Genomic DNA, 24,084 nt, shown 5'->3' with positions numbered 1-24,084 from the left:
GGGCCCTGCGCCCCGGAACACCCAGGCCGTAGCCGTACCCGTAGCCGACGAAGCCCCGCCTTCCCGGGAAGGCGGGGCGAGGGAGTTGATCACTGTGGCAGGTGAGACCGTACTGGCCCTGCGCGGGGTCTCCAAGCGGTTCGGCGCCGTGCAGGCGCTCACCGACATCGAACTCGAAGTGCACACGGGCGAGGTGGTGGCCCTGGTCGGTGACAACGGCGCCGGCAAGTCCACCCTGGTCAAGGCCATCGCCGGCGTGCACCAGCCGGACGAGGGCGTCATCGAGTGGCACGGCAGGGCGGTGACCATCCACCGCCCGCAGGACGCCCAGCACCTCGGCGTGGCCACCGTTTACCAGGACCTCGCGCTCTGCGACAACCTCGACGTGGTCGGCAACCTCTTCCTCGGCCGCGAGCTCCGGCGCTTCACCGTGCTCGACGAGGTCGAGATGGAGAAGCGCTCCCGCGAACTCCTCGACACGCTCTCGATCCGCATCCCCAGTGTGCGGATCCCCATCGCCTCGCTCTCCGGCGGCCAGCGCCAGGTGGTGGCCATCGCCCGCGCGCTGATCGGCGAGCCCAAGGTCGTGATGCTCGACGAGCCGACCGCCGCCCTCGGCGTCGAACAGACCGCGCAGGTGCTCGACCTGGTCGAGCGGCTGCGCGACCGCGACCTCGGCGTGATCCTGATCAGCCACAACATGGCCGACGTCATGGCCGTCGCCGACACCGTCGCCGTGCTGCGCCTCGGGCGCAACAACGGCGTCTTCGACAAGCGCTACACCAACCAGGAACAGATCATCTCGGCCATCACCGGCGCCACCGACAACGCGGTGACCCGCCGACAGGCCCGCGGCACGGAGGGCTCCCAGTGAGCGACAACACCCCGCCCGGGGGCGAGCCGGGACACCACGTCCCGCTGCCCGAGGACAGCATGCCCAAGGGCGGCGTCAACGCCCCCGTCCCGGTGGCCGCCGAGGCCACCCCCGCCGTGGACCCCCGGCTGATCGTCCGCCAGGAGGGCATCAAGGGCTACGTCGGCGAGTTCCGCCGGCGGCTGAGCAGCGGCGAACTCGGCTCCCTGCCGGTCGTCCTGGCGCTGATCGTGATCTGGGCCGTCTTCGGCAGCCTCAACAGCAGCTTCCTCTCCGCCCAGAACCTCTCCAACCTGTCCCAGCAGATCGTCGGCACCGGCATGATCGCGATCGGCGTGGTCTTCGTCCTGCTGCTCGGCGAGATCGACCTCTCGGTCGGCTCGGTCAGCGGCCTCTGCGCGGCGATCTACGCGGTCATGAGCGTGACGAACGGCGTCAACCAGTACGTGGCCCTGATCTGCGCCCTCCTCGGCGGCGCGGTCGTCGGCCTGATCCAGGGCGTGTTCTTCGCAAAGGTCGGCGTGCCGGCCTTCGTCGTCACCCTCGCCGGGAACCTCGGCTGGAACGGCCTGATGCTGCAGATCCTGGGCTCCAGCGGCACCGTCAACCTCCCCGGCAACGACATCGTCTCGCGCCTCTACAGCACCATCTACAGCCAGCAGATCGCCGCGTACGGCGCCGCCGCGATCGGGGTGCTGCTCTTCCTGGCCGCCTCGCTCGCCGACACCCGACGGCGCCGGGGCGCCGGGGTCCCGTACCGGCCGGCGGCGGACATCGCGCTGCGCACGGTCGTCCTCGCGGTCATCGCCTTCCTCGCCGCGTACACCCTCAACCAGTACAAGGGCCTGCCGCTGGCCCTGCTGATCTTCCTGATCTTCATCGTGGTGCTCGACTTCGTCCTGCGGCGCACCACCTACGGCCGGCAGGTGTTCGCGCTCGGCGGCAACATCGAGGGCGCCCGCCGAGCCGGCATCAACATCTCCTGGACCCGGATCAGCGTCTTCATGATCTGTTCCACCATGGCGGCGATCGGCGGCCTCTTCCTCGCCGCCCAGATCCAGTCGGCCAGCCAGACCTCCGGCGGCGGCAACCTGCTGATGAACGCCATCGCGGCCGCCGTCATCGGCGGGACCAGCCTCTTCGGCGGCCGCGGCTCGACCTGGTCGGCGCTGCTCGGTGCGCTGGTGATCGGCTCGATCCAGTCCGGCATGAACATCGAGGGCCTGAGCAACGCGATCCAGTTCATGATCACCGGTGCGGTCCTGCTCGCCGCGGTGGTCGTCGACTCCCTCGCCCGCCGCTCCCAGAAGGCCGCCGGCCGCGTCTGACGGCCCGCGCCTGCTGGATTCCGGACGGAGCCCCGACCGCGCGACACGCGGTCGGGGCATCGTGGCGTCCGAAGCATCGGAATGTGGTGGGCGTGGAAATCCACGGGTCCCGTCACGGACCCGGCAGGCGCGACCCCACCGGAGAAGGCCGGATATTTCCTCGGCCCGATCCCGCACAGCCGCAGTGAATTCGCCGTTCGATGGATTCCCGCGCTTTCCTGTCGCACCGAGAATGACATACGGAACGACGCCGGCGAATTCCACGGAAGATCATCAATTCACGCTCGCGCCGGGCCCGCGAATGAGCCGGAAGTGAACTTCCGGCTCTCACGGACACTCGGCCGACGTCACCGGTACGAGGCTACGGGACTCCCGCGCCGCCCACGGCCCTCCTCCGACCGTCCCACAGCCGTCTCAGCGTCTCACCCGTCCTCGTCACCGGCCCCGGCCTGCGCGCCGGGCCGGGGACGAGGACGGGTGAGACGGCAGAAGTGGAGACGTCTCAAGGCATGTTGGGACACGACCGCAGGGCCGGCACCAGAGGCGCACCGGGTGCGGTCGGCCCCGGGTGCCGGCGCGATGTCGTGACGGCCGGCCGCCCCAGGCACTGGCGGGGCTCCGGAAGCCGCTACCGGCGAGGGCCGCTCACCAGCCGCTGGTCAGGACCGTGGGCCGGTTGAAGGCGCCGTTGCCGTCGCCGGTCCACAGCAGCAGGTTGCCGTTGGTGTCGTCGCAGGCGACGAGGTCGGGCTTGCCGTCGCCGGTGACGTCGGCAGCCGCGGTCTGGGTGTACTTCCAGCCGGTGGTGAGGCTGGTGGCCGCGTTGAAGGAGCCGTTGGGGTTGTGCATCCAGGAGTGCAGCGTGCCGTCGGAGTCGGCGGCGAGCAGGTCTGCCTGGCCGTCGCCGTTCAGGTCGGCGGAGACGGTCTGGGTGTACTTCCAGCCGCCGGTGAGGACGGACGAGCGGGTGAAGGTGCCGTCGCCGAGGCCGGCCCAGATGAGCAGGTTGCCGTTGGCATCCCGGGCGATCAGGTCGGTCTTGTGGTCGCCGTTGTAGTCCGCGGCCGTGGTCTGGGTGTAGTTCCAGTCACCGGTGAGCTTGGCAGCACGGGTGAAGGTGCCGTCACCGAGCCCGGTCCACCGGTTGAGGTTCCCGGCGGAGTCGCGGGCGATCAGGTCGGCCTTGCCGTCGCCGGTGACGTCCGCGGCCGTGGTCTCGGTGTAGTTCCAGTCCTCGGTCAGCAGGAGCGGCCAGTCGAAGCCGTCGCCGGCGCCGTGCTTCCAGAGGTAGAGGCGGCCGTTCGTGTCCCGGGCGATGATGTCGGCCTTCCCGTCCCCGGTGAAGTCGGCGGCGACGGTCTGGGTGAAGTGCGCCCGACCGCCGGCGTCCCTCGCGGGGTAGCCACGGCGGCTGGTCTCCCGGATCCAGGGGGTGATGTCGTCGGTGCGGGTGTCGTAGGCGCCGGTGCGGGTCTCGGTCGCCGGGGTGCCGAGGCAGCCGCCCTGCCAGGAACGGCTGTGGACGGCGGCGAGCTCGTAGTGCCCGTTGACCTGACGCAGCGCCGGACCGCCGGTGTCACCCTTGCAGATCGCGGCGTCGGCGGTCTTGGCGGCGAGGTTCAGCCCGGTCGGCTTGACGGTGCCGGCGGTGAAGACCGCGGTGTGGAGCTGCTCGTTCGCCCACGTCGTACGGGTCCGGCCGTAACCGGCCGCCACCAGGTCCTCCCCCGGTGCGGGAGCCGTGGTCGCCAGCGCGACCGGCGCGACAGCGGCCGGCGCGGGCTGGGCCAGCCGAGCCATCACCAGGTCCCGGTCGGTGCGGGGCAGGAGCTCGGCGATCTCCGTGATGTGGCCGCCGGCGCCGGTGGCCAGGTCGTTGCGACCGACGGTGACGGTGGTCTTCTGCTTGGGCACGCCGGCCTGGAGGGCGGTGGGCTGGGCCGGGTCGTCGGCGAAGCAACTGGCCGCGGTGACGACCCACGACGGGTCCACCAGCACGCCGCTGCACGAACGACCCAGGTCACCGACGGACAAACGAGCGGTGAACGCGAACGACGCGTCCCCGGGCACCGCACCCGGCACCGCACCGGCGGGGGCCGCGCCCGGGCCGGAGACTATGGCACCCACCGCGGCGGTGGCGAGCAGACCTGCGGTCCACGGACGGCGTGCACGGATCTTGGACAAGGGAATCACCTGAGGTCGTGAGTGGTGGAGCGCCGGGGCGCGTGGGACAGCGGCGCGTGGGACGCCGGTTGTGCGGGCCGCCGGGGACGCGTGCGGCAGTGGGCGCTTGGGACGCCGGGCCTGGGACGCCGAGGACGCGTGGGACGGCCGGCCGGGTCAGCCGGTGATACGGAGTTCGACGGCGGTGGCGGGCGAGGCGTCCAGGCCCTCGCCGAGGCCCTGGAAGCCGCCGGAGGCGACGTCCACGCTCTGGCCGGCCCCGTCCGCGGTGACGGTCGCGCGCAGGGCACGGCCGTTGGTCTGGACGGCGAAGACGTCCGCCAGCTCCAGCGTCAGGTCGCCGGTGGAGCCGGTCACGGTGAAGCAGATCTTGTTGTCCGGGTTGCCGGCGGCACGGGTCCAGAGCTGGATCTGGGTGGTGCCCGCGCAGTCGGCCGGCGCGATGTGGCCGTCGCCGCGCTTGAGCTTGACGTTGGTGACCGCCGCAGCCCCGGGGTAGGCGAAGTCCTCCACGGCCGGCGGGGCCGCCGAGGCGTCGGTGTCCGGGGAGTCGGCGGCCGCCAGCGAGGTGACCGTGAGGGTGGCGGCGCAGAGCAGGCCGGCGGTCGCCAGCCAGGTGCGGATGCGGTGTTTCACGCCGTCTCCCCTGGTCAGCCGGTGACGCGCAGTTCGAGCAGCGTCGCCGGCTTCTGGCCGATCGCCACGCCGACGTTGGCGCTGCCGTCCTTGGGCACGTCGACGCTCTGGGTGATGCCGTCGCTGGTGACGCTGGCCTGCACGGGGTGCTCCAGGCTCGTGATGTGGAACGTGCCCGGCAGCTCCAGGGCCAGGTAGCCGGTGGCTCCGGTTACCCGGAAGCAGACGGCGGGGCCGTTGTTGGGGGTGGGGATCGCCGCGCTCCAGACCCGGATCTGGGTGGTGGTGTCGCAGTCGACGAGGTTGATGTGCCCGTCCCCGCGGACCAGCTTGAGCGCCGGGTTCGGCGCGGTGCCGGGGTAGGCGAAGTCCTCCACGGCCGGCGGCGCGGCCGCGTTGTCGTCCGGGGCGGTGTCGGCGGCGGCCAGGGTGGAGGCGCCGAACGCGGTCGCGGCGGCCAGGGCCGCGGCCACCGTCCACCGCCGTGCGCGGTTGTTCATGGTGGGTTCCTTCGTCAGGACGTGCGTCGGAAACGCCGGTCGGCGACGGCTGGGCGCCGTCGCGGCGACCGGATGGAGGCGTGCCGAATCTGCAGCCGAGGTAATCCTCGTGCCGCGACGGTTGCACTCTTTGTGGCGGCAGTCTAGGGCACCCGATCCATCGGTTCGCAACACGTTCCTGATTTCACGTCAGCGACCAGTTGGGTTTCCGATCCGGCGAACGCCTCGGAAGCCTGGAATTCCCGATCCGGTCCGTCCGACCGCGGGGCTGAAATTCCGTCACCGCATTCGATGTGGCTATGCTCCCTCCCGCCGACGATCGTCGCGCAATTTCTCTTCTCGACTGCAGGGGGTCGCCCGTGGGCGGATGGCGTGCCGGATCGATACCGGGGAGGAGGGGGCGGCCGGACGGCTCCGCCCCGAGGCGGCTGTCCCTGCGGCTGCTGCCGCTGGCGATGGCGGCGAGCCTGCTGGGCACCAGCCCGGCGTACGCGGCGGACGGGGCCCAGCCGCCCACGGTCCCGCTCCTGACGGACCGGGGCAAGGTCGTCGAGAGCTGGTTGACGGGCGGCCCCGGGGTGAAGGCCGCCGCCGAGGCCGCGCTGCTGGGCACCGACGCGGACGTGCGGAAGTTCCTCGACGGCGAACGGGCGGTCGCCCAGGTCTCCGACGACCAGGTGAGTGCCGCTCAGATCCACGCGCTGGGCGGGGGTTCGGTGCGCGCCGCCGCGGAGAAGGCGCTCGGCGGAACGCCCGAGGAGCTGCGCACCTTCCTGGTGTCGGGCTGGCAGGAGCCGCTCAAGTCCGACCAGCAGGTGCAGGCCGCCATGCTGATGAACGGCGCCGGCCGCGGGGTGCGGCAGGCCGCCGAGGCCGCGCTGAACGGCAGCGTCGACGACCTGCGGACGTTCCTCGCCGAGGGCCAGTACACCGCCCGGGAGGCCGACGACCGGGTCCAGCTGGTGCAGATCCTCAGCACCGGCGGACCCAACACACAGGCCGCCGCACGGCTGGCCCTGAACGGGTCGATCGACGACGTCCACGAGTTCCTGACGGTCGGCCAGCACGTCGCCAGGGCACGCGACATGGAGCGCACCTCCATCGCCCAGCTGGCGCAGCAGGCCAAGGAGGCGAGCGCACAGGCGGTCCGCTCGACCGAGGCCGCCAAGGAGGCCTCCGCCAAGGCGGTGGCCACCTCGAAACTCGCCAAGGAGGCTGCCGCCAAGGCCGCTTCGGACACCCAGGCCGCCGGCAGCGACAACGCGAAGGCCGGGGCGGCCGCGGACCGCGCCGCGACGGCCGCAGGCCGCGCCGCCGACGCCGCACAGACCGCCATCCAGGCCGCCCGGGCCGCGAACGCTTCCGCCCGGACCGCCGCGAGCGCGGCCTCACAGGCCGCTTACGCGGCCACCGGCGCCTCCCAGGCCGCTGCCCGCGCCGCCGGCGCCGCGACCGACGCGGTGAACGACGGCGGCAAGGCGCACGCCGCCAGCGAGGCCGCCCAGACGGCCGAGACGGCGTCCGTCGCCGCGCAGACCGCCGCCGAGGCGCTGGAGAAGGCCAACTCCGCGGCCACCTCCGCGCACGACGCCTCCGACCTCGCCCTGGCCGCCGGTGGCAACGCGAAGTCCGCCGCCGACTCGGCCGATGAGGCCGGCGGGTACGCCCGGCAGGCGGGCGCGCAGTCCGCCCGGGCCACGTCGGCCGCCGCCTCCACCCGCCGCCACGCCATGGAGGCCACCCGGGCCGCCACCGCGGCCAAGGGCCTCGCCGGTGAGGCCGCGCAGGCGGTCAAGGACGCCAAGGCGATGGCCTCGTCCGCCGCCGCCCACGCCAAGAGCGCCGCCCAGTCCGCCCGCGACGCGGCCCAGCACGCGGGCGACAGCACCGCAGCGGCCAGCAACTCCTCCGCGTACGCGAGCGACGCCCAGAAGGCGGCCACCGAGGCCAAGGACGCCGTCGACAAGGCGGGGCAGATCAAGAGCCTCGCCGAGCGGGTCGAGGCCGAGGACCGCGCCGGTCGCACCGCCGCCGCACTCGACCAGGCACGCGACGCCAGGGCCTCGTACGAGGACGCCCGGACCCAGGCCGGCCAGGCCGTCCAGGACGTGCGCGCCTTCTCGGACGAGGCCGCCCGGCTCACCGCCGCCGTCGCCCGGCCCGACGCCGACCTCGCCCGGATCGCCACCGACGGGCGCAAGTTGGCGCTGCTGTCGGTCAAGATCTCCGGCACCTGGGACGCCGCCGCCGCGCGGATGGCCCTGGCCGGGGACGACAACGCCGTGCTGGAGTACGTCCGGCAGGGACACGCGAAGGCCCTCGAACTCGACGACCGCGACCGCGTCGCCCGGCTGGCCGCCGACTCCGAGATGACCGCGGTCCGCACCGAGGCCGCGACCGCCCTCAAGGCCGACGCCGCCGCCGTCCACGCCTTCCTGGAGAGCGGCCAGTACCGGGCTGCCGCGACCGACTACCAGGTCGCCGTCGCCCAGCAGACGAACGGCGCCGGACCGGCCGTGAAGGCCGCAGCCGAGGCCGCCCTGAACGCTCAGGGTGTCGACGCGCTGAGGGAGTTCCTCGGCACCGGCCGCTACAACGCGCAGATCTCCGACGACCAGGTCCGCGCCGCCCAGCTGACCCAGACCGGCGGGCCCGAGGTCAAGGCCGCGGCCGAGGTCGCGCTCGAAGCCCCGCCGCAGGCGCTGCGAGCCTTCATCCAGACCGGGCAGTACACCGCCCGGCGCAAGGACGAACTCGCCGCGGCCCACGTCGCCGACGTCGACCGCATGATCGCCGAGGCATCGGCGGCGAGTTCACTGGCGCAGCAGAACGCCGCCGAGGCCGCCCGCGTCGCGGCGGTCGCCCGGGGCGCTGCGGCGGAGGCGAACAGCGCCGCCGACCAGGCGAAGAAGGCCGCCGACGCGGCCAACACCTACGCCAACCAGGCCAAGGAGAAGGCGAAGCAGGCGGAAGCCAGCGGCGCCAAGGCGGCGCAGGCGGCCAAAACCGCGGCCGGCGCGCGCGACGCGGCCCTGCGGGACACGGTCAGCGCGGAGTACTCGGCCCAGCGGGCGGAGAAGTCCAAGTGGTTCGCCCAGGCGTCCGCTTCCGAGGCCTACACCTCGGCGACGAAGGCGCACGATGCGGCGCAGGCGGCGGGCCAGGACGCCCGCACCGCCGCCCAGTCGGCCAACCAGGCCTTCCAGGTCACCGCCACCAAGTCGCTCACCGAGTACGTCAACCAGGTCCTGGTCCAGTCCGTCGAGGAGGTGGCCAAGCGGCAGGAGCAGAGCCGTGACGCGTTCGTCGGCCGTGGAATCGAGAAGCTGAAGCACACAGGCCGAGACATCGTCGAGAACTGGGACTGGGACGCACCCAAGCTCCCCGGCATCGACGACCTCACGGACTTCTTCGTCCACACCCTCGACCGGGTCATGGACCACCCCCTCGACGCGGTGGTCGGTGCCTTCGGGCTGCTCGGCTCGGCGTGGACCTTCTCCTTCGAGCTCACCCAGGTCGCCGTCCCGAGCTTCGTAGCGGACGGGGCACTGTGCGGGATCAGCATCGTGTCGGGCGATGCGATGGACAAGTCCCCTTCCTGCTCCGCGGCGAAGTCCATCGTCGGCGACCAGGCTGGCAAGGCCCTCGATCTCTCCAGGAAGCTGCCGTTCGGCCACGAAGTCTCCACCTACCTGGAGCAGGCGCTCACCAAGGCGGGCATCTGCCCCACGCCGAACAGCTTCCCCGCCGGTACCCGAGTCCTGATGGCCGACGGCACCACCAAGCCGATCGAGCAGATAGGCGTCGGCGACCAGGTCACGGCCACCGACCCGGCGACGGGCCGAAGCGGCGGGCGCACGGTCGACGCGACCATCCTCACCCCGGATGATCGAGACTTCACCGACCTCAACGTAGCCGCCGGCAGCGGCAGCCTGACTGCTACTGATCACCACCCCTTCTGGGCCGAGAACCGCCACCGGTGGCTCGACGCCGCCGACCTCATCGCTGGCGACGAACTGCGCACGCCCGGCGGCTCCACCGCAAGGATCACGGGCACAAAGCACCGCAATGGTCTGCAGGCCGCCTACAACCTGACGGTCCGGGATCTCCACACGTACTATGTACTCGCGGGCAATACGCCGGTACTGGTGCACAATTCCGGCGGCCTGTGCGCAGGAGAGGATGCGTATCGGATCGACGAGCACGTGAAGCCTCGCCACACATCGTCCGGCGACAAGACAGATGGGAAGTCCATCTTCAACGACGGCGAGGATCTTTATGTACTGGCTCGCGGCTCCGATGGGAAGATAGGCCAGTATCAATCCAACACCGGTCGAATCCAGTACGTGGTTGATGCGGGAAGGATCATCGGCACAGACAAGAATGGCTTGCCGACTCGGTTCTATACGATCATCAGAACGGCGAGGCCTGAGATGTACGAGACCGACTATCTCGACTTCGGTGACCTGGTGACCATGCATCCAGGAACTCCCTAGTAGAGAGCTCGGCGGCAGCGAGTCGCACCATTCAAGGAGGGTGAATGTCTTTCGGGGTTCGAGTTCTGGAGGAGAACGGAGTTGTCGTGGATAAGACCGTGGCACATGTCAACTTCAACCCGGTGATGAAGGGCGTGGACGCGAAGCAATTCCCGACGATGGCATCACTGGACCCGTACGGTGACACCGTGCTGAACTACCTCCAGTGTGGATTCCTCATCGGCGAGCTCCGAGAGGGGGCTGAATTCCTGGCGGCTTCGGGTGTGGATGAAGACGCCGTACAGAACCTGGTTCGCATGTGTGAGCTGGTCCGCGCCAAGCCGCATCGGCACCTCGTGTTCATCGGTGACTAGCCAAGGAGGTCTTAGGATTCCCCAGAATTAGCTCTGGTGGCCTCCAGTACTTGTGGTTGGCTGGCTTCAATGTCCAGAAGCTGCGGTCACTGCCAACTGATCGACGCATGATCTGGTGCGATGCCTCCACACTCCCCGGGAGCCCTGGCGGACCACGGTCCGCCAGGGCTCCGAGGCATTCGGGCGAAAGCGTTGAGCGCGCCCGGCCGGGTTGAACCCGCCGGGCCCGGTCACCCCACGGGCTCCAGGTCTGCCGGCGGACGGGCGGTGCCGTGGAAGACCTGGCGTTCGTGCCATCGGCGGTGGTGGGCGGCGACCGGGGGGAGGCCTCGTTGGGGGCCGATGACGGGGCGGCCGGCGAGGGCGAGGACGTGCTGCCGGCTCGCCTCGCTGCGGCCGACGAAGCGCTGGGAGACGAGGATGCGGTGGTCCTCCCCCAGCCCCAGCACGCCCTTGTCGAAGAGCTTGTGGTGCAGCGAGCAGAGGCAGAGGCCGTTGTCGACCTCGTCCGGCCCGTCGTGCGACCACCAGCGCACGTGCGCGGCCTCCAGCCCGACCGCGGTCGCGCCGAGCGTGCCGTCGTAGCCGCAGAACGCGCACTGGAACTCGTAGGCCGTGAGTATGAGATCGCGCATCCGCCGGTCCCGCTGGCGCCGGACCGCCGGGTCGGCGCCGTTGACGGGACCCTTCTCCGCGAGTTCCAGGTCCAGCCCGACGGCCGCGCAGAGCTCGCCGTGCAGGGACGACGGGAAATGCGTGTCCAGCAGCACCCTGACCAACCGGCCCAGCAGCAGCGGCTCCTCGTCGAGCGCGGCCCGCAGACCGGGCGCGAGCCTCCCGGTCGCCCCACTGGAACGGAGCGCCCGGACTCCGCTCCCCGGGCTCCCCGCGCCGTCGTCGGTCCGGACCTCCCACACGCCGTCACTGACCAGGTGGTGGAAGGGGTACGCGGGGGTCGTCGGATGCGGCGGACCGTACTCGGCGAGAAGCCGCTTGAGCTCCTCCTCGATCGCGCTGTAGCGCAGCCCGCCCCGAGCGTCCTGCTGGTAGCTGCCGAAGGCGTACAACAGCAACAACGGCTTGTGCGGTGCCCGGACGTCGTTGTTCGTCCACCGTCGCAGCTTCGCCACCCGATCGAGCCAGTCCATGGCCGCCAGGGTAGACGGCGGTGGTGACGGTGTCGGGTCAGGGGTCAGCCGGTGAGGGCGAGTTCGGCGACGACGGCGCGGTGGTCGGTGCCCGGCAAGCGGTGTTCGGCGACCGAGACGGCGGTCAGGGCGTCGCCGTGCAGGACGTGGTCGATCTGGATCACCGGCGGGAGGTAGGGGAAGTCGTCGTTGTCCTCGGGCCAGGTCGGCGCGACGCCGCGGCCGAGCTCGGCGTGGGTGTCGGTGAGGCCGGTGGCGAGCAGGTCGCGCATCGGCGCGTGGTCGAGGGTCGCGTTGAAGTCGCCCAGGAGGACGGCGTTGCGCGTGCCGCCCTCGGAGGCCGCCGCCCGCAGCTCGGCGAAGTCGGCGGACCAGGCCGCGGCGTCGCCGAGCGGGTAGTAGGTGTGGACGGCGGTCAGCCGGACGGTCCGGCCGCCGACCGAGACGTCGGCGGTGACCTGCGCCCGCGCCGCCGTCGGAGCGGAGGCGTCCAGCGGGGTCAGCGGCAGCCGCGAGTAGAGGACGGTGTCGCGCCCCTCCGGCAGCTGGCGGTAGGGCAGCAGTTCGGCGATCCCCGCCCGTTCCAGCGCGGCCCGCGCGGGGCCCCAGAACTCCTCCAGGGCGAGGACGTCCACCCGCTGCTCGCGCACCAGGCGGATCAGCTCGGCGGCGTCGACCCGGCCCATGTACGCGTTGCTGGTGGCCACCCGCAGGCGCGGCGCGTCGGCCGCCACCGAGCCACCCTCGGGGATGAACCGCGGTACCAGCCAGCAGAGTTGGAGCACCGCGAGCAGCCCGGCCACGACCGCCACCCACCACGAGCGGAGCGCCAGCAGCACGCCCAGCAGGACGAGGGTGCCCAGCGCCGCGTACGGCAGCAGCACCATCGGCATCGCCAGCGCCGTGCCGTCGTCCCAGCCGCCGAGGCGGACGACCGACAGCCCGGCCGGCAGCGCCAACCCGAGTGCGCAGACCCCGATCAGGACCCGCCTGGTCCACCCCCACCAGCCCGGCTTCGCCCCGCCCGCCGTCTGCTTCCCCACCCGTCACTCCCGTCGCTCGCCTTGCCGGCCTGCGGCGGAAGACGCGGGGTGCGGCGACACGGTTCCGGTGCTCCGGGTCCGGCAGACCGGACGCCGGGGCTGCGCCGGACCCGTACGCGGGCAGGCCGGCGGGCCCGCGCTCCCCTCGTGCGCGGGCCCGCCGGCGGGGCCGGGGAGGCGGTCCCCGGTGTCAGGCGGCGCCGAGGTGGGCGGCCCACTTGGCCCGCCAGGCCAGCGCGTCCGCGACGCCCTGGGCGATGTTCCGCTGCGCCGTCCAGCCGAGCAGCTCCCGCGCGGTGTCGACGGCGGCGTAGCAGCCGATGACGTCACCCGGACGCGGGTCGGCCTCGCGGACGTCCAGCCGGGCGCCGACGGCCTGCTCGAAGGCGGCGACCAGCTCGCGGACGGTGGTGCCCTCGCCGGTACCGATGTTGATCACGCGGTAGCGGTCGTCCGCGGCCGGCTTGACCACCTCGTCGAACCGGGTGAGCGCGGCGACGTGGGCGTCCGCGACGTCCTGGACGTGGATGTAGTCGCGGATGCCGGATCCGTCCCGGGTCGCCCAGTCGACACCGGTGACGGTGAACGGCGTGCCGTCGGTGTAGGCCTCGATGAGCTTGCCGAGCGCGTGGGTGGGGTTGAGGTTCTGCAGGCCGGTGCGCAGCTGCGGGTCGGCACCGATCGGGTTGAAGTACCGCAGCGCGATGACGCGGATCCGCTCGGCGCCGTCGCCCTTGGTCCAGTCCTGGAGGACCTGTTCCATCATCTGCTTGGTGCGGGCGTAGGGGCTGTTGGCGTCGACCGCGCAGGTCTCGTCCACCCGGGCGTCGGGCGTCGGCGCGTAGATCGAGGCGGAGCTGCTGAAGACCACCCGGGTGCAGCCGTTGCGCTGCAGGGACTCCAGCAGCTCGACCGTCTTGCCGACGTTCTCGCGGTAGTAGAAGAGCGGCTGGGAGACGGACTCCGGAACGACGATGCGCGCCGCACAGTGCAGGGTGGCCTCGATGTCCGGGTGCTCGGCGAAGATCCGGTCGAGCAGTCCGGGGTCGGCGATGTCGCCCTGGTAGAACACGCGGCCCTCGACGAACTCGGCCCGGCCCTTGGAGAGGTCGTCCAGGATGACCGGCGTGATGCCCTGGTCGAGCAGCGCGGAGGCGACGGTACTGCCGATGTAGCCCGCGCCACCGGTGATCAGGACCTTCTTCATACGCCGAGCTCCTTGCCTGGGTCGGCCGTCCTGGTGACGGCCGCTACCTGCCTGGACGGTGGTTCGGACGCGCCGGTTCCCGGGCCGGCGGATCAGCGGCCGCGGCCCGGTGGATCAGTGGATCAGCGGCCGCGGGCGCGTCGGCGCAGCCGGAAGCCGACGGCGACCAGGGCGACGGCCAGGGCGGCGGTGCCGACGGCCGCCCAGGCGGCCACGTTCGAGGCGGAGTCGCTGCCCGCGGTGGCGGCGGCGTTCGGGCCGGGCGACGCGGACGGCGACGCGGCGGTGCCGGTGGGAGCGGTGGTGGGGCCCGCGGTGGGATCTGCGGTGGGTCCCACGGTCGGGGTGGTCGGCGCTGGAGCCGGGCCCAGGGTCGGGACGGCGGTCGGGCCCGGGGTCGGGACCGCGGTGGCGGTGGAAGTGGCGGGTGAGGGCGGGGTCGGCAGCGTCGGGTCCGTGATGGGGGCCGCCTCGACGTCGAGTTCCCGCTCGCCGTGCCCGAGGGAGGGGAAGGCGCAGTCCACCGTGATCCTCCAGTGCCCGGCCGGCAGGAACTCCCTGGTGGTGTAGGAGCCCGGGCGGCCGGGGACGGCGACCAGGCGCCACGGCCCGGCCGAGCGCCCGTCGTCGGAGGTCGCCGCCATCGTCCCGGCGAACTCCTCGGTGACCGGGTCGTGGTCGTTCTCCCAGGTGGCGACGGCGGTGACGTGTCCGCCCTCCACACCGGCGACCTCCAGGTGCACGGTGTCGCCGTGGGCCGCGGCGGGCAGGGCGGCGGGACCGAGGACGGCCGCCCCGGCGAGGGTGAGGGTGAGGGTGAGGGCGGCGGCGATCGGGCGGATGCGCATGGCGGGTTCCTCGTGGTGCGTGGCCGGGTGCGGCCGCCGCCGCTGTGACGCGGTGGCGGCCGCACCCGGACGGATGGTGGGGCGGGTCGGCGGTCCGCGACCGGCGACCGGGTCGTGCCCGGCCGGCGGTCAGGACGCGTCCGGCGGTCCAGGACTCGTCCGGCGGTCCACGACGCGTGCGGCGCGCTCGGCCGGAGCCCTTCAAGACCAATGCCCAGGACGCGCCCGGCACCGGCCGGGCACGTCCTGGGGCTGAGGAGCCGATCCGAACCGGGGTCGGAATCAGATCGGCATCGGCATCGGGATCGGAATCAGGATCAAGAGGTCTTCTGGAGCGACCAGGACTGGTAGGCCTGACCGTTCGACTTCTGAAGCTCCAGCAGCCAACCGCCGTAGTACCAGCGGTTACTGACGCCCAGCACCAGGTCGGAGCCCTCGGCGGTCAGCGTGACCCCGCCGCCGGCGGTGGTCACCCGGAACTTCTGGCTGGAGGCGTCGGAGCAGGGCCGCTGCGCCAGGTACTGGCCGGCCACCGGGTTGCCACCGAGCTGCATGCACTTGTCCGAGCGGACGGACTTCATCCGGACGGTGCCGGAACCGGCGTCCTCGAAGGTCCACTTCTGGTTCGCGTAGCCGGTGCGCTGGTAGGCGATCGCCACCGTACCGTCGTTCATCGAGCTGCCCCAGAGGTCCGCGGCCTGGCCGGTGAGACCGTTCACCAGGGTGTAGCGGGTGCCGGGCTGGGGCTGGCCCGCGTCCGAGAGGGTGCGGAAGGAGGCCGCGCGGCCGGGCTTCGACACGGCGCCCGCGCTGTCGCGGACGGCGACCGCGACGGTGTAGGCGGTGTTGGGCGCGAGGCGGACCAGGCCGACCACGGTGCCGCGGACGGTGCCGACGGTCTGACCGTTGAGCACCACGTCATAGCCGGTGGCGCCCTGGACGGCGGGCCAGCTCAGCATCGCGGAGATCTGGGTGACCTGACTGGCCGTCACATCGGGCCCGGTGGTACCGCCGCCGGTGGGCGACGCGGTCGGCGAGGGCGAGCCGGTACGGGTGGGCGTGCCGGTCGGCGACGGGGTGGTGGAGCCGGTCGGCGAGGGCGAGCGGGTCGGGGTCGGCGTGGTGGACCCGGTGGCGGTCGGGGACGGCGTCGGGGTCTGGGTGCGGGTCGGCGAGGCCGTCGCGGTGGGGCTCGGGTTCGGGTTCGGACCGGTGCCGCCGCCCGCGATCAGGAACCGGTTGTTGGCGACGTTCCAGTGCGTGGCCAGGTAACTGCCTGCCGCCGGAGAGGTGTTGTAGTAGTCGTCGTGCCGGCAGTCCAGGCGGGAGTCACTGGCGTTGTCCGGGCAGACGGTCTTCATCGCCGGGTAGTACGGGGTGTCCGAGTAGCACATCAGGTCCCACTCGTCGACGCAGTGGCCGCCCTTGCTGGAGTTGGGCGCGCTGTTGCTCACCGCGCCCAGGTTGTGCCCGAGTTCGTGCGCGGCGGTGTGGCCGCCCCAGCAGCCGGAGTCGGTCCGCCCGTACGAGGGGCCGAAGTTGCTCAGGTTGTCCTGGCCCGGACGCTCGTCACCCGCGAAGGTGCCGATGCCGCAGTACACCTTGGCATCGGTGAACATCATGTACTTGCGGTCCTTGCGGTTGAACCCCTGCGCGGCGAGGGCCCGGTTGGTCGCGTTGAAGTCCCCGATCTCGGAGTCCGAGATCTGCACGTTCAGCACCGAGGCGGTGCAGTCGGACTCGGTGACGAAGCGGACGTGCCGGACGCCGCCGGTCTCCTGGGCGCTCGCGTTGTAGATGACGTCGACGTCCGCGGCCCACTTCTTGAACGAGGCCAGGTACTGGGCGAAGCGGTCGTTGCCCGGGGCGTGGACGTACACCACCTGCACCCGGTTACCGGTGCTGCCGTCGCCTTCACAGACGACGGCGGAGCCGCCGGCGGCGGGGGTCTGCTGGGGCGCCGAACCCGCGGCGGGCGCGTCGGCAGCAGCGGCGGCAGCGGCCGTGGGTGCCTCGCCGACCACGGCCTTCTGGCCGACGTCGAGGACCTGCGCCGAGCCCTTGACCAGGTCGGCGGCGGCCGGCGGCTGGGCGTCGGCGGGCGGCGTCAGGGTCGCGGGCTGGACGGCCGTCGCCGTCACCGGCGCGACGTCCTTGTGGATGTCCACGTCCTTCGGCGGGGCGTCCGGCCCGTGGCTGCACTGCTGGCCGCCCGAGACCTCCAGCGAACCGGCGCAGCGGTCACCGGCCGGCAGGGTGAGACCGGCGTAGACCAGACCGCGCTCCGGCTGGTCCTTGGGTATCTCCTTGATCGGCGCGGCCTTCTGGTCGCGGCGTGGGGCCGGCGCCTGGGTGGCACCCTCGGCGGTGCCCGTCTCGCCCGGCCCGCCGTCGTCGGCGACCACCCCGGCCGCGACCGCCTCCGCCCGGTCGGCCGAACCCGCCACCGCGACGTCGCTCTTCCCGGCGGACGGCTCCAGCGCGGTCTGGATCCCCAGCACGCCGGCGACCAGACCGGCCGTCACAGCCACCGCCACCAGCGCCGTGCGGCGCCCCAACCGGCGCCGCTTCCTGCGGCGGAGCTCCGAACTCCGGTGTCCCATACCGCTCTCCTCTCCTCGTGCGACGGCCGCGTGCCGCGTGGGGCGGCTGCCGGCCTTCCGACACTCCGGAGACCAGGAGGGACGGGAGGGGATAACAGAAACATCTTTCGAATTTCGGGAAGACTGGCGAGAAGCCGTACAGATGGGGGCGGTGGGTGCACGTCCGGTTCGTGCACCTGCGCGCTCCGAGGCGGTTCGGGAGGGCGCGGGGAGAGTTGACGGCGGGTCGGCGACGGGTCGGTGGTGGGCGGCCGAACGCGCTGACGGTGAGTCGGGGGGGAAGAGGCATCAGCAACCGGGCGGACGCGGCGCGGCCGGCCCACGAGCGGAGGCGATGGTGCGGCGGTGCCGGCGCGGGCGGGCGGCCCGCGGGGTGGGCGGCGGCCGCGACGGTGCGGCGGGAGCCGGGGACGGCGACGCGTCCGGGCGCACGACGGTGCCGGGGAGCGCGCTCGGGGGGTACGCGCTCCCCGGCAGGGGGTGGCGACGGCCACCCGGCCGGGCTCTCCGGGGGTTCGGAATCCGGCTGCCGTGTCCGGAATGCTAGACCCGCCGGAAGACCGTGACCAGAGTCCTGACCAGCCAATTTCCCGCCCAGGACATGCCATCCGGGCCACCGCTCGGGCCCCCGCCGCCCCACGCCGGAGCAGCCGTCACTCCGGGGCCGGCCCGCCGGCCCCGGCCGGCCGAACCGGCGCACCGCCGGAGACCGCCCACCTGGCCGGGGACGCCCGCGCGATCCGAAACGGCCGGATCGGGTCGGTCAGGCCGCGACGCCCAGCGGGCGGGGACCGGACCGGCGGGCGGCCGGCGCGTGCATGGTGGTGAGGGAGGCGGCCAGCCGGGCCGGATCGCCGGCCAGCCAGAGCCGCAGTGCGGCGGACAGCGCGCCGCTGGCCGGGCCGACCTGCACCCCGCTGAGCCGGGCCACGTGGTCGCCCACCAGCGGAAGGAGTTCGACCACCGAGGCCGGCAGCCAGAACGTCACCGCGCACGGCGCGGGACGGGCGAGCACCCGCACCAACCGGAGCGCGTCGGTGTCCCCGGTGAGCGCCGGGATGACGTCGAGCAGGCCGTCCACCGCCACCTCGGACACGTCGCCGCCGTGACCGCGCGCCAGCGCGCGCAGCAGGGCCCGCTCGGCAGCGGTGATCCGGACGGTCAGCATGACGTCCTCGCAGTCCATGGTCCCTGCTCCCGTCTTCCGCCCGGCGGTGTTCCGCCGGGCGCTCGGTGGTGGTGCTTCGGTGGTGGTGCGTGGAGGGTGTTCCCCGGGGTGGGTCCCCGGGGTGGGTCCCCGGGGTGGGTCCCCGGGGTGGGTCCCCGGGGTGGGTCCCCCGGGTGGCGCCGCCCGGCCGCCGTCAGGCCTCCGGCCCCTCCGGCCCGTCCACCGTCTCCGGCCGGACCCGCCCGTCCGCCGTCTCCGGCCGCAGCAGGCCGTAGTGCCCGTCGTAGCGGCGGTAGAGGACGCGGCCCCGGCCGTCGTCCGGGTCGGTGTGGAAGACGAACGGCCAACAGGTGAGCCAGAGCCGGCGGGCCGCCTCGGCCGGGTCGAGCCGCGGCGCGGGGTAGGGGCTCTCGGTGAGCGGGAGCCCACTGCCCCCGAACCTGGCCGCCGAGTGCGCCCGCACCAGCCGGAGCCCGCCGTCGACCGGCGCGCGGTGGACGACGCTGTCCTGGCCGGTCAGGGCGTCGACGAAGAGGTGGAACGTGTGGTCCAGGGCGAGCAGTTCGCGGACGGCCTGGTCGGGGGTGCGCAGCGCGGGCACCACCGTCTTGTACCGGGCGATCTGCCGCTCGGCGAGCGGGCGCGGGGCGTACTGCGGGCAGTAGGCGCTCTGGTAGGCCGCGGCGAGGCCGATGTGCCCCTGCTCGCGCAGCCGAGCGGCCCGGCCGGCCAGCGTGCCCAGCGCGACGTCCACCGCCTCGCGGACGCTCGTGGCCGCCAGCTGGACCCGGACCCGCCCGACGCCGTCCAGCTCCACCGAGCCCTGCACCACCGCCGGCCGGGTCACGGCCCGGTGCCGCAGCCGGGTGACCCGGACCCGGGCCGAGTGCGTGTCCGGGCCGAGGGCCGAGATCAGCTCCACCGCCTGGGTCCGGGCGTACTCGGCGTCCTCGCGGGGCAGCTCGCCACGGATCTCCACCCGCACGTCGAGAGCGGGCCGGTGGCGCAGACGGGTCATCAGGATCCTCCTTGGTCAGGCACCATGCTGGACCTGGAGGTGGTCTCCGGCCGAGGGCCGAAAGACCCTCTTGTCCGGGCCCGTCCCTCCCCCCTCCCCGCGTCGTCACCCGGGCCGTCCGGCCCGGCCCCGCCGAGGCCGCGCCGAGGTCGCACCGAGGTCGCGCCGCGGCACTGGCCGCGGCGGCCGGCCGCCGTGCGCCGGCGACCCGTCCGGTGTCCGCCGATGGAGTGATCCCCCCGAGTGCGGCGCAACGCCCGCCCGAGCGGCGCGTTTTCCTATGGCGAGCGCCCCCTCTGTTGGTGGCGTGCGCGGGGGCCTGCGCGCCTGCACTGTCCGGCCCCCGCATTCCGCCTGTCGCGGCGGGGGCTCCGGCGGTCCCGCCGCGCCGGTCCACATTGGTGAGAGGTAGTGGCATGACCCTGACGACCGAGCCCCGCAGACCGGCCGTCCCGTCCAGAAGCGCACCCCGCCCGGTGCACTCCGGCCCTCCCCCGCTCGCGCCCGGCGCCCTCCCCGGCCTCGGCCACGCCCCCGCGCTGCTGCGCGACCCGCTCGGCTTCCTCGGCTCGCTCGCCCGCCACGGCGGCGTGGTCCGGATCCGGCTGGGACCGCGCACCGTCTGCGTGGTCACCGACGCGCACCTCGTCCACACCCTGCTGGTCGCGCTGGCGCACGACTGTCCGCGCGGGGCCGTGCAGGACACTCTCCGGACGGCCTTCGGCGACGGCCTGCTGATGTCCGAGGGCCAGGCGCACCGCGACCGCCGCCGGATCGTCCAACCCGCCTTCGGCCAGGACCGGATGGCCGGCTACCTCGCGGTGATGCACCGGGTGGCCGAGGAGCGCGCCGCGCGCTGGCGGCCGGGCCAGGTGCTGGACGTCGCGAAGGAGATGAACCACCTCGCCCTGGACATCGTCACCCGGACGCTGTTCGACGCGCGGCTGAGCGAGGAGGCCGCGCTCGCCTTCCACCGGGCGCTGCCCGACATGGTGAAGGGCCAGATCGTGCAGTCGCTGTACCCGCACCCGGCGCTCGCGCGCCTGCCGCTGCCGGTCAACCGGCGCTTCGACGCCGCCGTCCGCGTCCTCAACCAGGTGGTCGACCAGGCGGTCAACGGCGCTGCCCGGCCGAAGGGTTCGGACGGCACCGGCGAATCGGGCGGAACCGGCGGTCCGGGCGGCGCCGGCGGTCCGGGTGGTTGTCCGTTCGGCGGCGGCCCGGACCGGACCCTGCCCGGCCTGCTGCGCGCCGCCACGGACCCGGCGACCGGACGCCCGCTCACCGAGGCCGACGTGCGCTCCGAGGCGATCACGATGTTCGGCGCGGGCACCGAGACCGTGTCCACCACGCTCACCTGGCTGATCGACGAGCTGCTGCGCCACCCCCGGGTCGAGGCGCGGGTCCTGGCCGAACTGGACGAACACCTCCCGGCGGGCACCGTGCCCACCCCGGAGGCGCTCGCCCGGCTCACGTACACCCGCAGCGTCACCCGGGAGGTCGTCCGGCTGCACGCCCCGAACGCCTTTCTGATGCGGACCGCGCGAGTACCGGTGGAGCTCGGCCCGTACCGGATCCCGGCCGGCACCGAGCTGCTCTACAGCCTGACCGCGCTGCACCGCGACCCGCTGCTCCACCCCGAGCCGCTGCGCTTCCACCCGGGCCGCTGGCGGTCGGGCGGTGCCGCGGCCGACGGTGGTCCCGCGGCCGAGGGCGGCGGTCCGGCCGGCGGCGGGCGGCACGCGTTCCTGCCGTTCGGCGCGGGCAAGCACAAGTGCATCGGCGAGGCCTTCGCCTGGGCCGAGCTGACCGTGGCCGCCGCCGCGATCCTGCGCCGCTGGCGGCCGACGCCGGTGGCGGGCGCCCGGGCCCGCGAGGTCGTGTGGACCACCGTCCAGGCCCAGGGCCTGCGCGTCCGGCTCGCCCCGCGCACCGGCCGGGCCCCGCAGGGCACCCCGTCCCCGCGAAGCGCGGCCACCCCGAGCAGCCGCGACACCCCGGGCACGCACAACAGCCCGGGCACGCGCGACGCCCCGGGCACGCACCGCGCGGGCCCCCGGGCCGCTCCCCCGGCGCCGGCCGCCCGCGGAGTGCGATCCGCCACCGTCCCCCGACCCGCCGGCCCTGTGACACCCGCCGGCCCTGTGGCACCCGCCGCCCGACCCTCGCCGCGCGCGGCGGTCCGCCGCTCCCCCGAGGAGCTGCGCACCGCGGCCACCCGTCACGACGGCTGGATGCTCGGCCACGGCCTGCTCACCCCCGCCGACCTGCCGCGCTACCACGCGAACACGCTCCCCGAGCTGATCGGTCACGCCTACCCGCGCGCACGCGGCGCCGAACTGGACCTCCTGGTCGACGTCCTCGGCTGGTTCACCCTCCTCGACGACCGGTTCGACGGACCGCCCGGCCGCCGCCCGGCCGAGGCCCGCAGCCTGATCGAGCCGATGCTCGCCGTACCGGCGGTCGACCGGGCCCGGGCGGCCGCCCCGAACGGCCCGCCACTGCTGCGCTCCTGGCAGGAGCTGTGGCAGCGCCAGTGCGCCACGATGTCCCCCGCCTGGCGCGAGCGCAGTGCCGCCGAGTGGCGGGCCTGTCTGGAGACCTTCCTCACCGAGTCGCAGCACCGCGCCGCCCGCACCGCCCCCGACCTGCCCGAGACCGTGCGGCTGCGCCGCCACGCCAGCTGCCTCTACCCGTTCATGAACATACTGGAGCGGGTCCAGGGCACCGAAGTACCGGCCCGGCTGCACGCCGATCCCGACCTGCACAGGCTGCGCGCCCACACCGCCGACGCGGCGACGCTCATCAACGACCTGTACTCACTGGAACGGGAGGAGCGCCAGCCCGCCGCCGCCTTCAACACCGTCCTCACACTGCAACGCGTCCGCGGCTGCACCCGCCGCACCGCGATCCGGGCCGTCCGCGCCCGGATCGCCCGGCTGCGGGAGGAGAGCACGGCCCTGCGTCGCCGGCTACGGCTGCGGCACCCGGCCGGCCACTGGTACCTCGACGGCACGCGGGAGCTGGTCGACGGCGTCCGCGTCTGGGCCGGCACCAGCCGCCGCTACCGCTCAGGCGATCGGTGACGGCCGCCCGGGCACGGGTGTCTGTGACGGACGCCCGGTGAGGGCGCTCGGCGAGGGCCACCGGGCTCGACGGCCTTGCCGGGCCGCTGCTCAGTGACGGTCGCCGAGCGCGAACAGCAACAGCACGAACCCGGCGAAGAGGTGCGTGGCGAAGATGTAGATCCCGGCGCGGATGAGCATGGCCTTGCGCCTGCGCTTCTCCTCGCTGGTGCTGTCGGAGCTGGTGCTGTCGGACATCGCCTGGGTCTCCTTCGGGCGGCGGGCGAGTGGGCGGTCGGCGGGTGAGCGGCCCGGGGGCCGGAACGGGCCTCGGACGGTCAGGCCCCGTCGGGCGCCCGGAGCTCGGTGAGCAGCGCGCCCTGGTCGGTGATCAGCTCGGTGAGGATGCGCCGGGCGGCGCGCAGCAGCTCGGCGACGTCCGGCGTGCTCAGCGCGTACACCACGGTGTTGCCCTCCCGGGTGGCCGTGACCAGCCGGGTCCGGCGCAGCACCGCGAGCTGCTGGGAGAGGTTGGACGGCTCGACCTCGATCGCGGCCAGCAGCTCGCGCACCGGCCGGGGCCCGTCCTGCAGCAGCTCCAGCACCCGGATCCGGACCGGGTGCCCGAGGGTGCGGAAGAACTCCGCCTTGGCCTGGTAGAGCGGGACCGGCATCGTCCGCTCCCTCCCTGGTGCTCGGTGGACGGGGCGGCACCGGGACCGGGGTGCGCCGCGACGGGTGCACCGCCCGGGTGGCGTGCTCCTCGGCCGGCCCCCGGGCGCCGCGGCCGACGGGCCGGGCCGGAGGCCGGGGAGCATCATTGCGCGCGGATGAAGAATTCTTCAAGTCGTCATCACGCCGAGTGTCCGGAGTCACTGCCTACGGCCCGCGCCACCGGCGGTCCGCTCCCCCCGCTACAGGCCTGCCGGCCGGACCGACCCGCCGCCGCGAACCGGTCCGCCGCGCGAGGGGCCGTGAAGCGCCCGCGCTGCGGGCGGGTCCCCCCGGCGAGGCGCCCGGAACTCACCGGAACTCAAGGGCGCGGCCCGGGCCCCCTTCCAGGGCCCGGGCCGCGCCGCACTACGGAGGCGCCCGTTTCGTGCTGCGGGCGCCTCCTTCAGCAGGTGACCGTCATCAGCAGGGGACGACGACGTCCAGGGTCACCGGAGCCGGGTTCCACGGGAACTTCGCAACGCTGAAGCTGGCGTGAACGGTCGAGCCGCAGGCCACGGTGCCGCCGACGCCCCGCACCTGCACGGTGCTGGCCGTGAACTGCGTGTAGCCGTTCACCGAGCCCAGCGAGGCACCGCCGACCACCTGGCCGGACAGACCGGTGATCAGCTCCTGAGGCTGCGGAGCCGGGCTGCCCGGGCTCGGCGGGCCGGCGAGGCTGATCTGGCCGTACAGCTGGACCTGGCCACCGGTGATCTCGGCACAGACCTTGGTGGACAACCCGGCCTGCAGGCCGGAGGCGCCGCAGGTGACGGTGGTAGCGGTGGTAGCGGTGGTCGCAGCGCCGGCCTGGGGGGCGGCCAGCAGCGTCGCCGCACCGGCGACGCCGGCGGCGATCAGAGCGATTCGGTTCATCAGACTCTCCGTTCATCGTGCTAGGA

The 24,084-nt window shown here is 73.5% G+C and carries 18 protein-coding genes; 5 read left to right on the top strand and 13 right to left on the bottom strand.

All coding sequences use genetic code 11. The features are described 5' to 3' along the window. Positions 1 to 94: 94 nt before the first annotated feature. Together RMN57_RS34430 and RMN57_RS34425 are read left to right on the top strand one after the other, a co-directional pair. Complete coding sequence (locus tag RMN57_RS34430; RefSeq protein WP_380235934.1) at positions 95 to 874, top strand: ATP-binding cassette domain-containing protein; 780 nt, start codon at positions 95 to 97, stop codon at positions 872 to 874. Positions 875 to 933: 59 nt separating this feature from the next. Continuing rightward, positions 934 to 2,202 carry an ABC transporter permease subunit gene (locus RMN57_RS34425; protein ID WP_313768061.1) on the top strand — a complete coding sequence of 423 codons (1,269 nt, stop codon included), beginning with the start codon at positions 934 to 936 and terminating at the stop codon, positions 2,200 to 2,202. Between the two features lie 645 nt (positions 2,203 to 2,847). Here the strand turns inward: RMN57_RS34425 and RMN57_RS34420 are convergent. The 3 genes from RMN57_RS34420 to RMN57_RS34410 all read right to left on the bottom strand — a co-directional run bounded on the left by RMN57_RS34420 (position 2,848) and on the right by RMN57_RS34410 (position 5,522). Further along, positions 2,848 to 4,386, bottom strand: a complete 1,539-nt coding sequence (locus RMN57_RS34420; RefSeq protein WP_313767212.1) for an FG-GAP-like repeat-containing protein — start codon at positions 4,384 to 4,386, stop codon at positions 2,848 to 2,850. Between the two features lie 156 nt (positions 4,387 to 4,542). Beyond that, positions 4,543 to 5,022, bottom strand: coding sequence for a hypothetical protein (locus RMN57_RS34415; protein ID WP_313767211.1), 480 nt, complete (start codon positions 5,020 to 5,022; stop codon positions 4,543 to 4,545). A gap of 14 nt (positions 5,023 to 5,036) precedes the next feature. Next, the gene (locus tag RMN57_RS34410) at positions 5,037 to 5,522 is read right to left on the bottom strand and encodes a hypothetical protein (protein WP_313767210.1); all 486 of its coding nucleotides are present in this window, start codon (positions 5,520 to 5,522) and stop codon (positions 5,037 to 5,039) included. 359 nt (positions 5,523 to 5,881) lie between these two features. Here RMN57_RS34410 and RMN57_RS34405 point away from each other — a divergent pair, with 359 nt between their 5' ends. Next, entirely contained in the window at positions 5,882 to 10,018 is a 4,137-nt protein-coding gene (locus RMN57_RS34405) for a polymorphic toxin-type HINT domain-containing protein (RefSeq protein WP_313767209.1), read from the top strand. An 86-nt stretch (positions 10,019 to 10,104) separates the two neighbouring features. Next, a complete protein-coding gene (locus RMN57_RS34400) occupies positions 10,105 to 10,371 on the top strand; it encodes a hypothetical protein (protein ID WP_313767208.1) in 267 nt (88 codons plus the stop codon). Between the two features lie 230 nt (positions 10,372 to 10,601). Here RMN57_RS34400 and RMN57_RS34395 read toward each other — a convergent pair whose 3' ends face one another. From RMN57_RS34395 to RMN57_RS34365, 7 genes are all read right to left on the bottom strand, one after another. Then, entirely contained in the window at positions 10,602 to 11,519 is a 918-nt protein-coding gene (locus tag RMN57_RS34395; protein WP_313767207.1) for a phosphorothioated DNA-binding restriction endonuclease, read from the bottom strand. 44 nt (positions 11,520 to 11,563) lie between these two features. Next, positions 11,564 to 12,562 carry an endonuclease/exonuclease/phosphatase family protein gene (locus RMN57_RS34390; protein ID WP_313767206.1) on the bottom strand — a complete coding sequence of 333 codons (999 nt, stop codon included), beginning with the start codon at positions 12,560 to 12,562 and terminating at the stop codon, positions 11,564 to 11,566. A 190-nt stretch (positions 12,563 to 12,752) separates the two neighbouring features. Then, on the bottom strand, positions 12,753 to 13,769 hold the full coding sequence (galE, locus tag RMN57_RS34385) for a UDP-glucose 4-epimerase GalE (RefSeq protein ID WP_313767205.1): 1,017 nt from the start codon (positions 13,767 to 13,769) through the stop codon (positions 12,753 to 12,755). Between the two features lie 122 nt (positions 13,770 to 13,891). Next, entirely contained in the window at positions 13,892 to 14,617 is a 726-nt protein-coding gene (locus RMN57_RS34380) for a hypothetical protein (RefSeq protein ID WP_313767204.1), read from the bottom strand. A gap of 317 nt (positions 14,618 to 14,934) precedes the next feature. Then, positions 14,935 to 17,220, bottom strand: a complete 2,286-nt coding sequence (locus RMN57_RS34375) for an RICIN domain-containing protein (RefSeq protein WP_313767203.1) — start codon at positions 17,218 to 17,220, stop codon at positions 14,935 to 14,937. 763 nt (positions 17,221 to 17,983) lie between these two features. Further along, positions 17,984 to 18,406 (bottom strand): hypothetical protein, encoded by a 423-nt coding sequence (locus RMN57_RS34370; protein WP_313767202.1) that lies wholly within the window; start codon positions 18,404 to 18,406, stop codon positions 17,984 to 17,986. Positions 18,407 to 18,581: 175 nt separating this feature from the next. Beyond that, the gene (locus tag RMN57_RS34365) at positions 18,582 to 19,406 is read right to left on the bottom strand and encodes a sigma 54 modulation/S30EA ribosomal C-terminal domain-containing protein (RefSeq protein WP_313767201.1); all 825 of its coding nucleotides are present in this window, start codon (positions 19,404 to 19,406) and stop codon (positions 18,582 to 18,584) included. A gap of 416 nt (positions 19,407 to 19,822) precedes the next feature. Here RMN57_RS34365 and RMN57_RS34360 point away from each other — a divergent pair, with 416 nt between their 5' ends. Next, positions 19,823 to 22,492: a cytochrome P450 gene (locus tag RMN57_RS34360; protein WP_313767200.1), complete on the top strand. Its 2,670-nt coding sequence runs from the start codon at positions 19,823 to 19,825 to the stop codon at positions 22,490 to 22,492. A 90-nt stretch (positions 22,493 to 22,582) separates the two neighbouring features. On the opposite strand, the gene RMN57_RS34355 is transcribed toward RMN57_RS34360, so the two are convergent. The 3 genes from RMN57_RS34355 to RMN57_RS34345 form a co-directional block, all read right to left on the bottom strand. Beyond that, on the bottom strand, positions 22,583 to 22,729 hold the full coding sequence (locus tag RMN57_RS34355; RefSeq protein ID WP_313767199.1) for a DUF6126 family protein: 147 nt from the start codon (positions 22,727 to 22,729) through the stop codon (positions 22,583 to 22,585). A gap of 80 nt (positions 22,730 to 22,809) precedes the next feature. Then, a complete protein-coding gene (locus tag RMN57_RS34350; protein WP_313767198.1) occupies positions 22,810 to 23,145 on the bottom strand; it encodes a metalloregulator ArsR/SmtB family transcription factor in 336 nt (111 codons plus the stop codon). Between the two features lie 460 nt (positions 23,146 to 23,605). Beyond that, complete coding sequence (locus RMN57_RS34345) at positions 23,606 to 24,058, bottom strand: hypothetical protein (protein ID WP_313767197.1); 453 nt, start codon at positions 24,056 to 24,058, stop codon at positions 23,606 to 23,608. Positions 24,059 to 24,084 lie beyond the last annotated feature (26 nt).

The organism is Kitasatospora sp. CM 4170 (assembly GCF_032110285.1).
Lineage (GTDB): Bacteria > Actinomycetota > Actinomycetes > Streptomycetales > Streptomycetaceae > Kitasatospora > Kitasatospora aburaviensis.
Note: the sequence above shows the minus strand (reverse complement) of the source record. Positions and strands in the feature narration are given on the sequence as shown.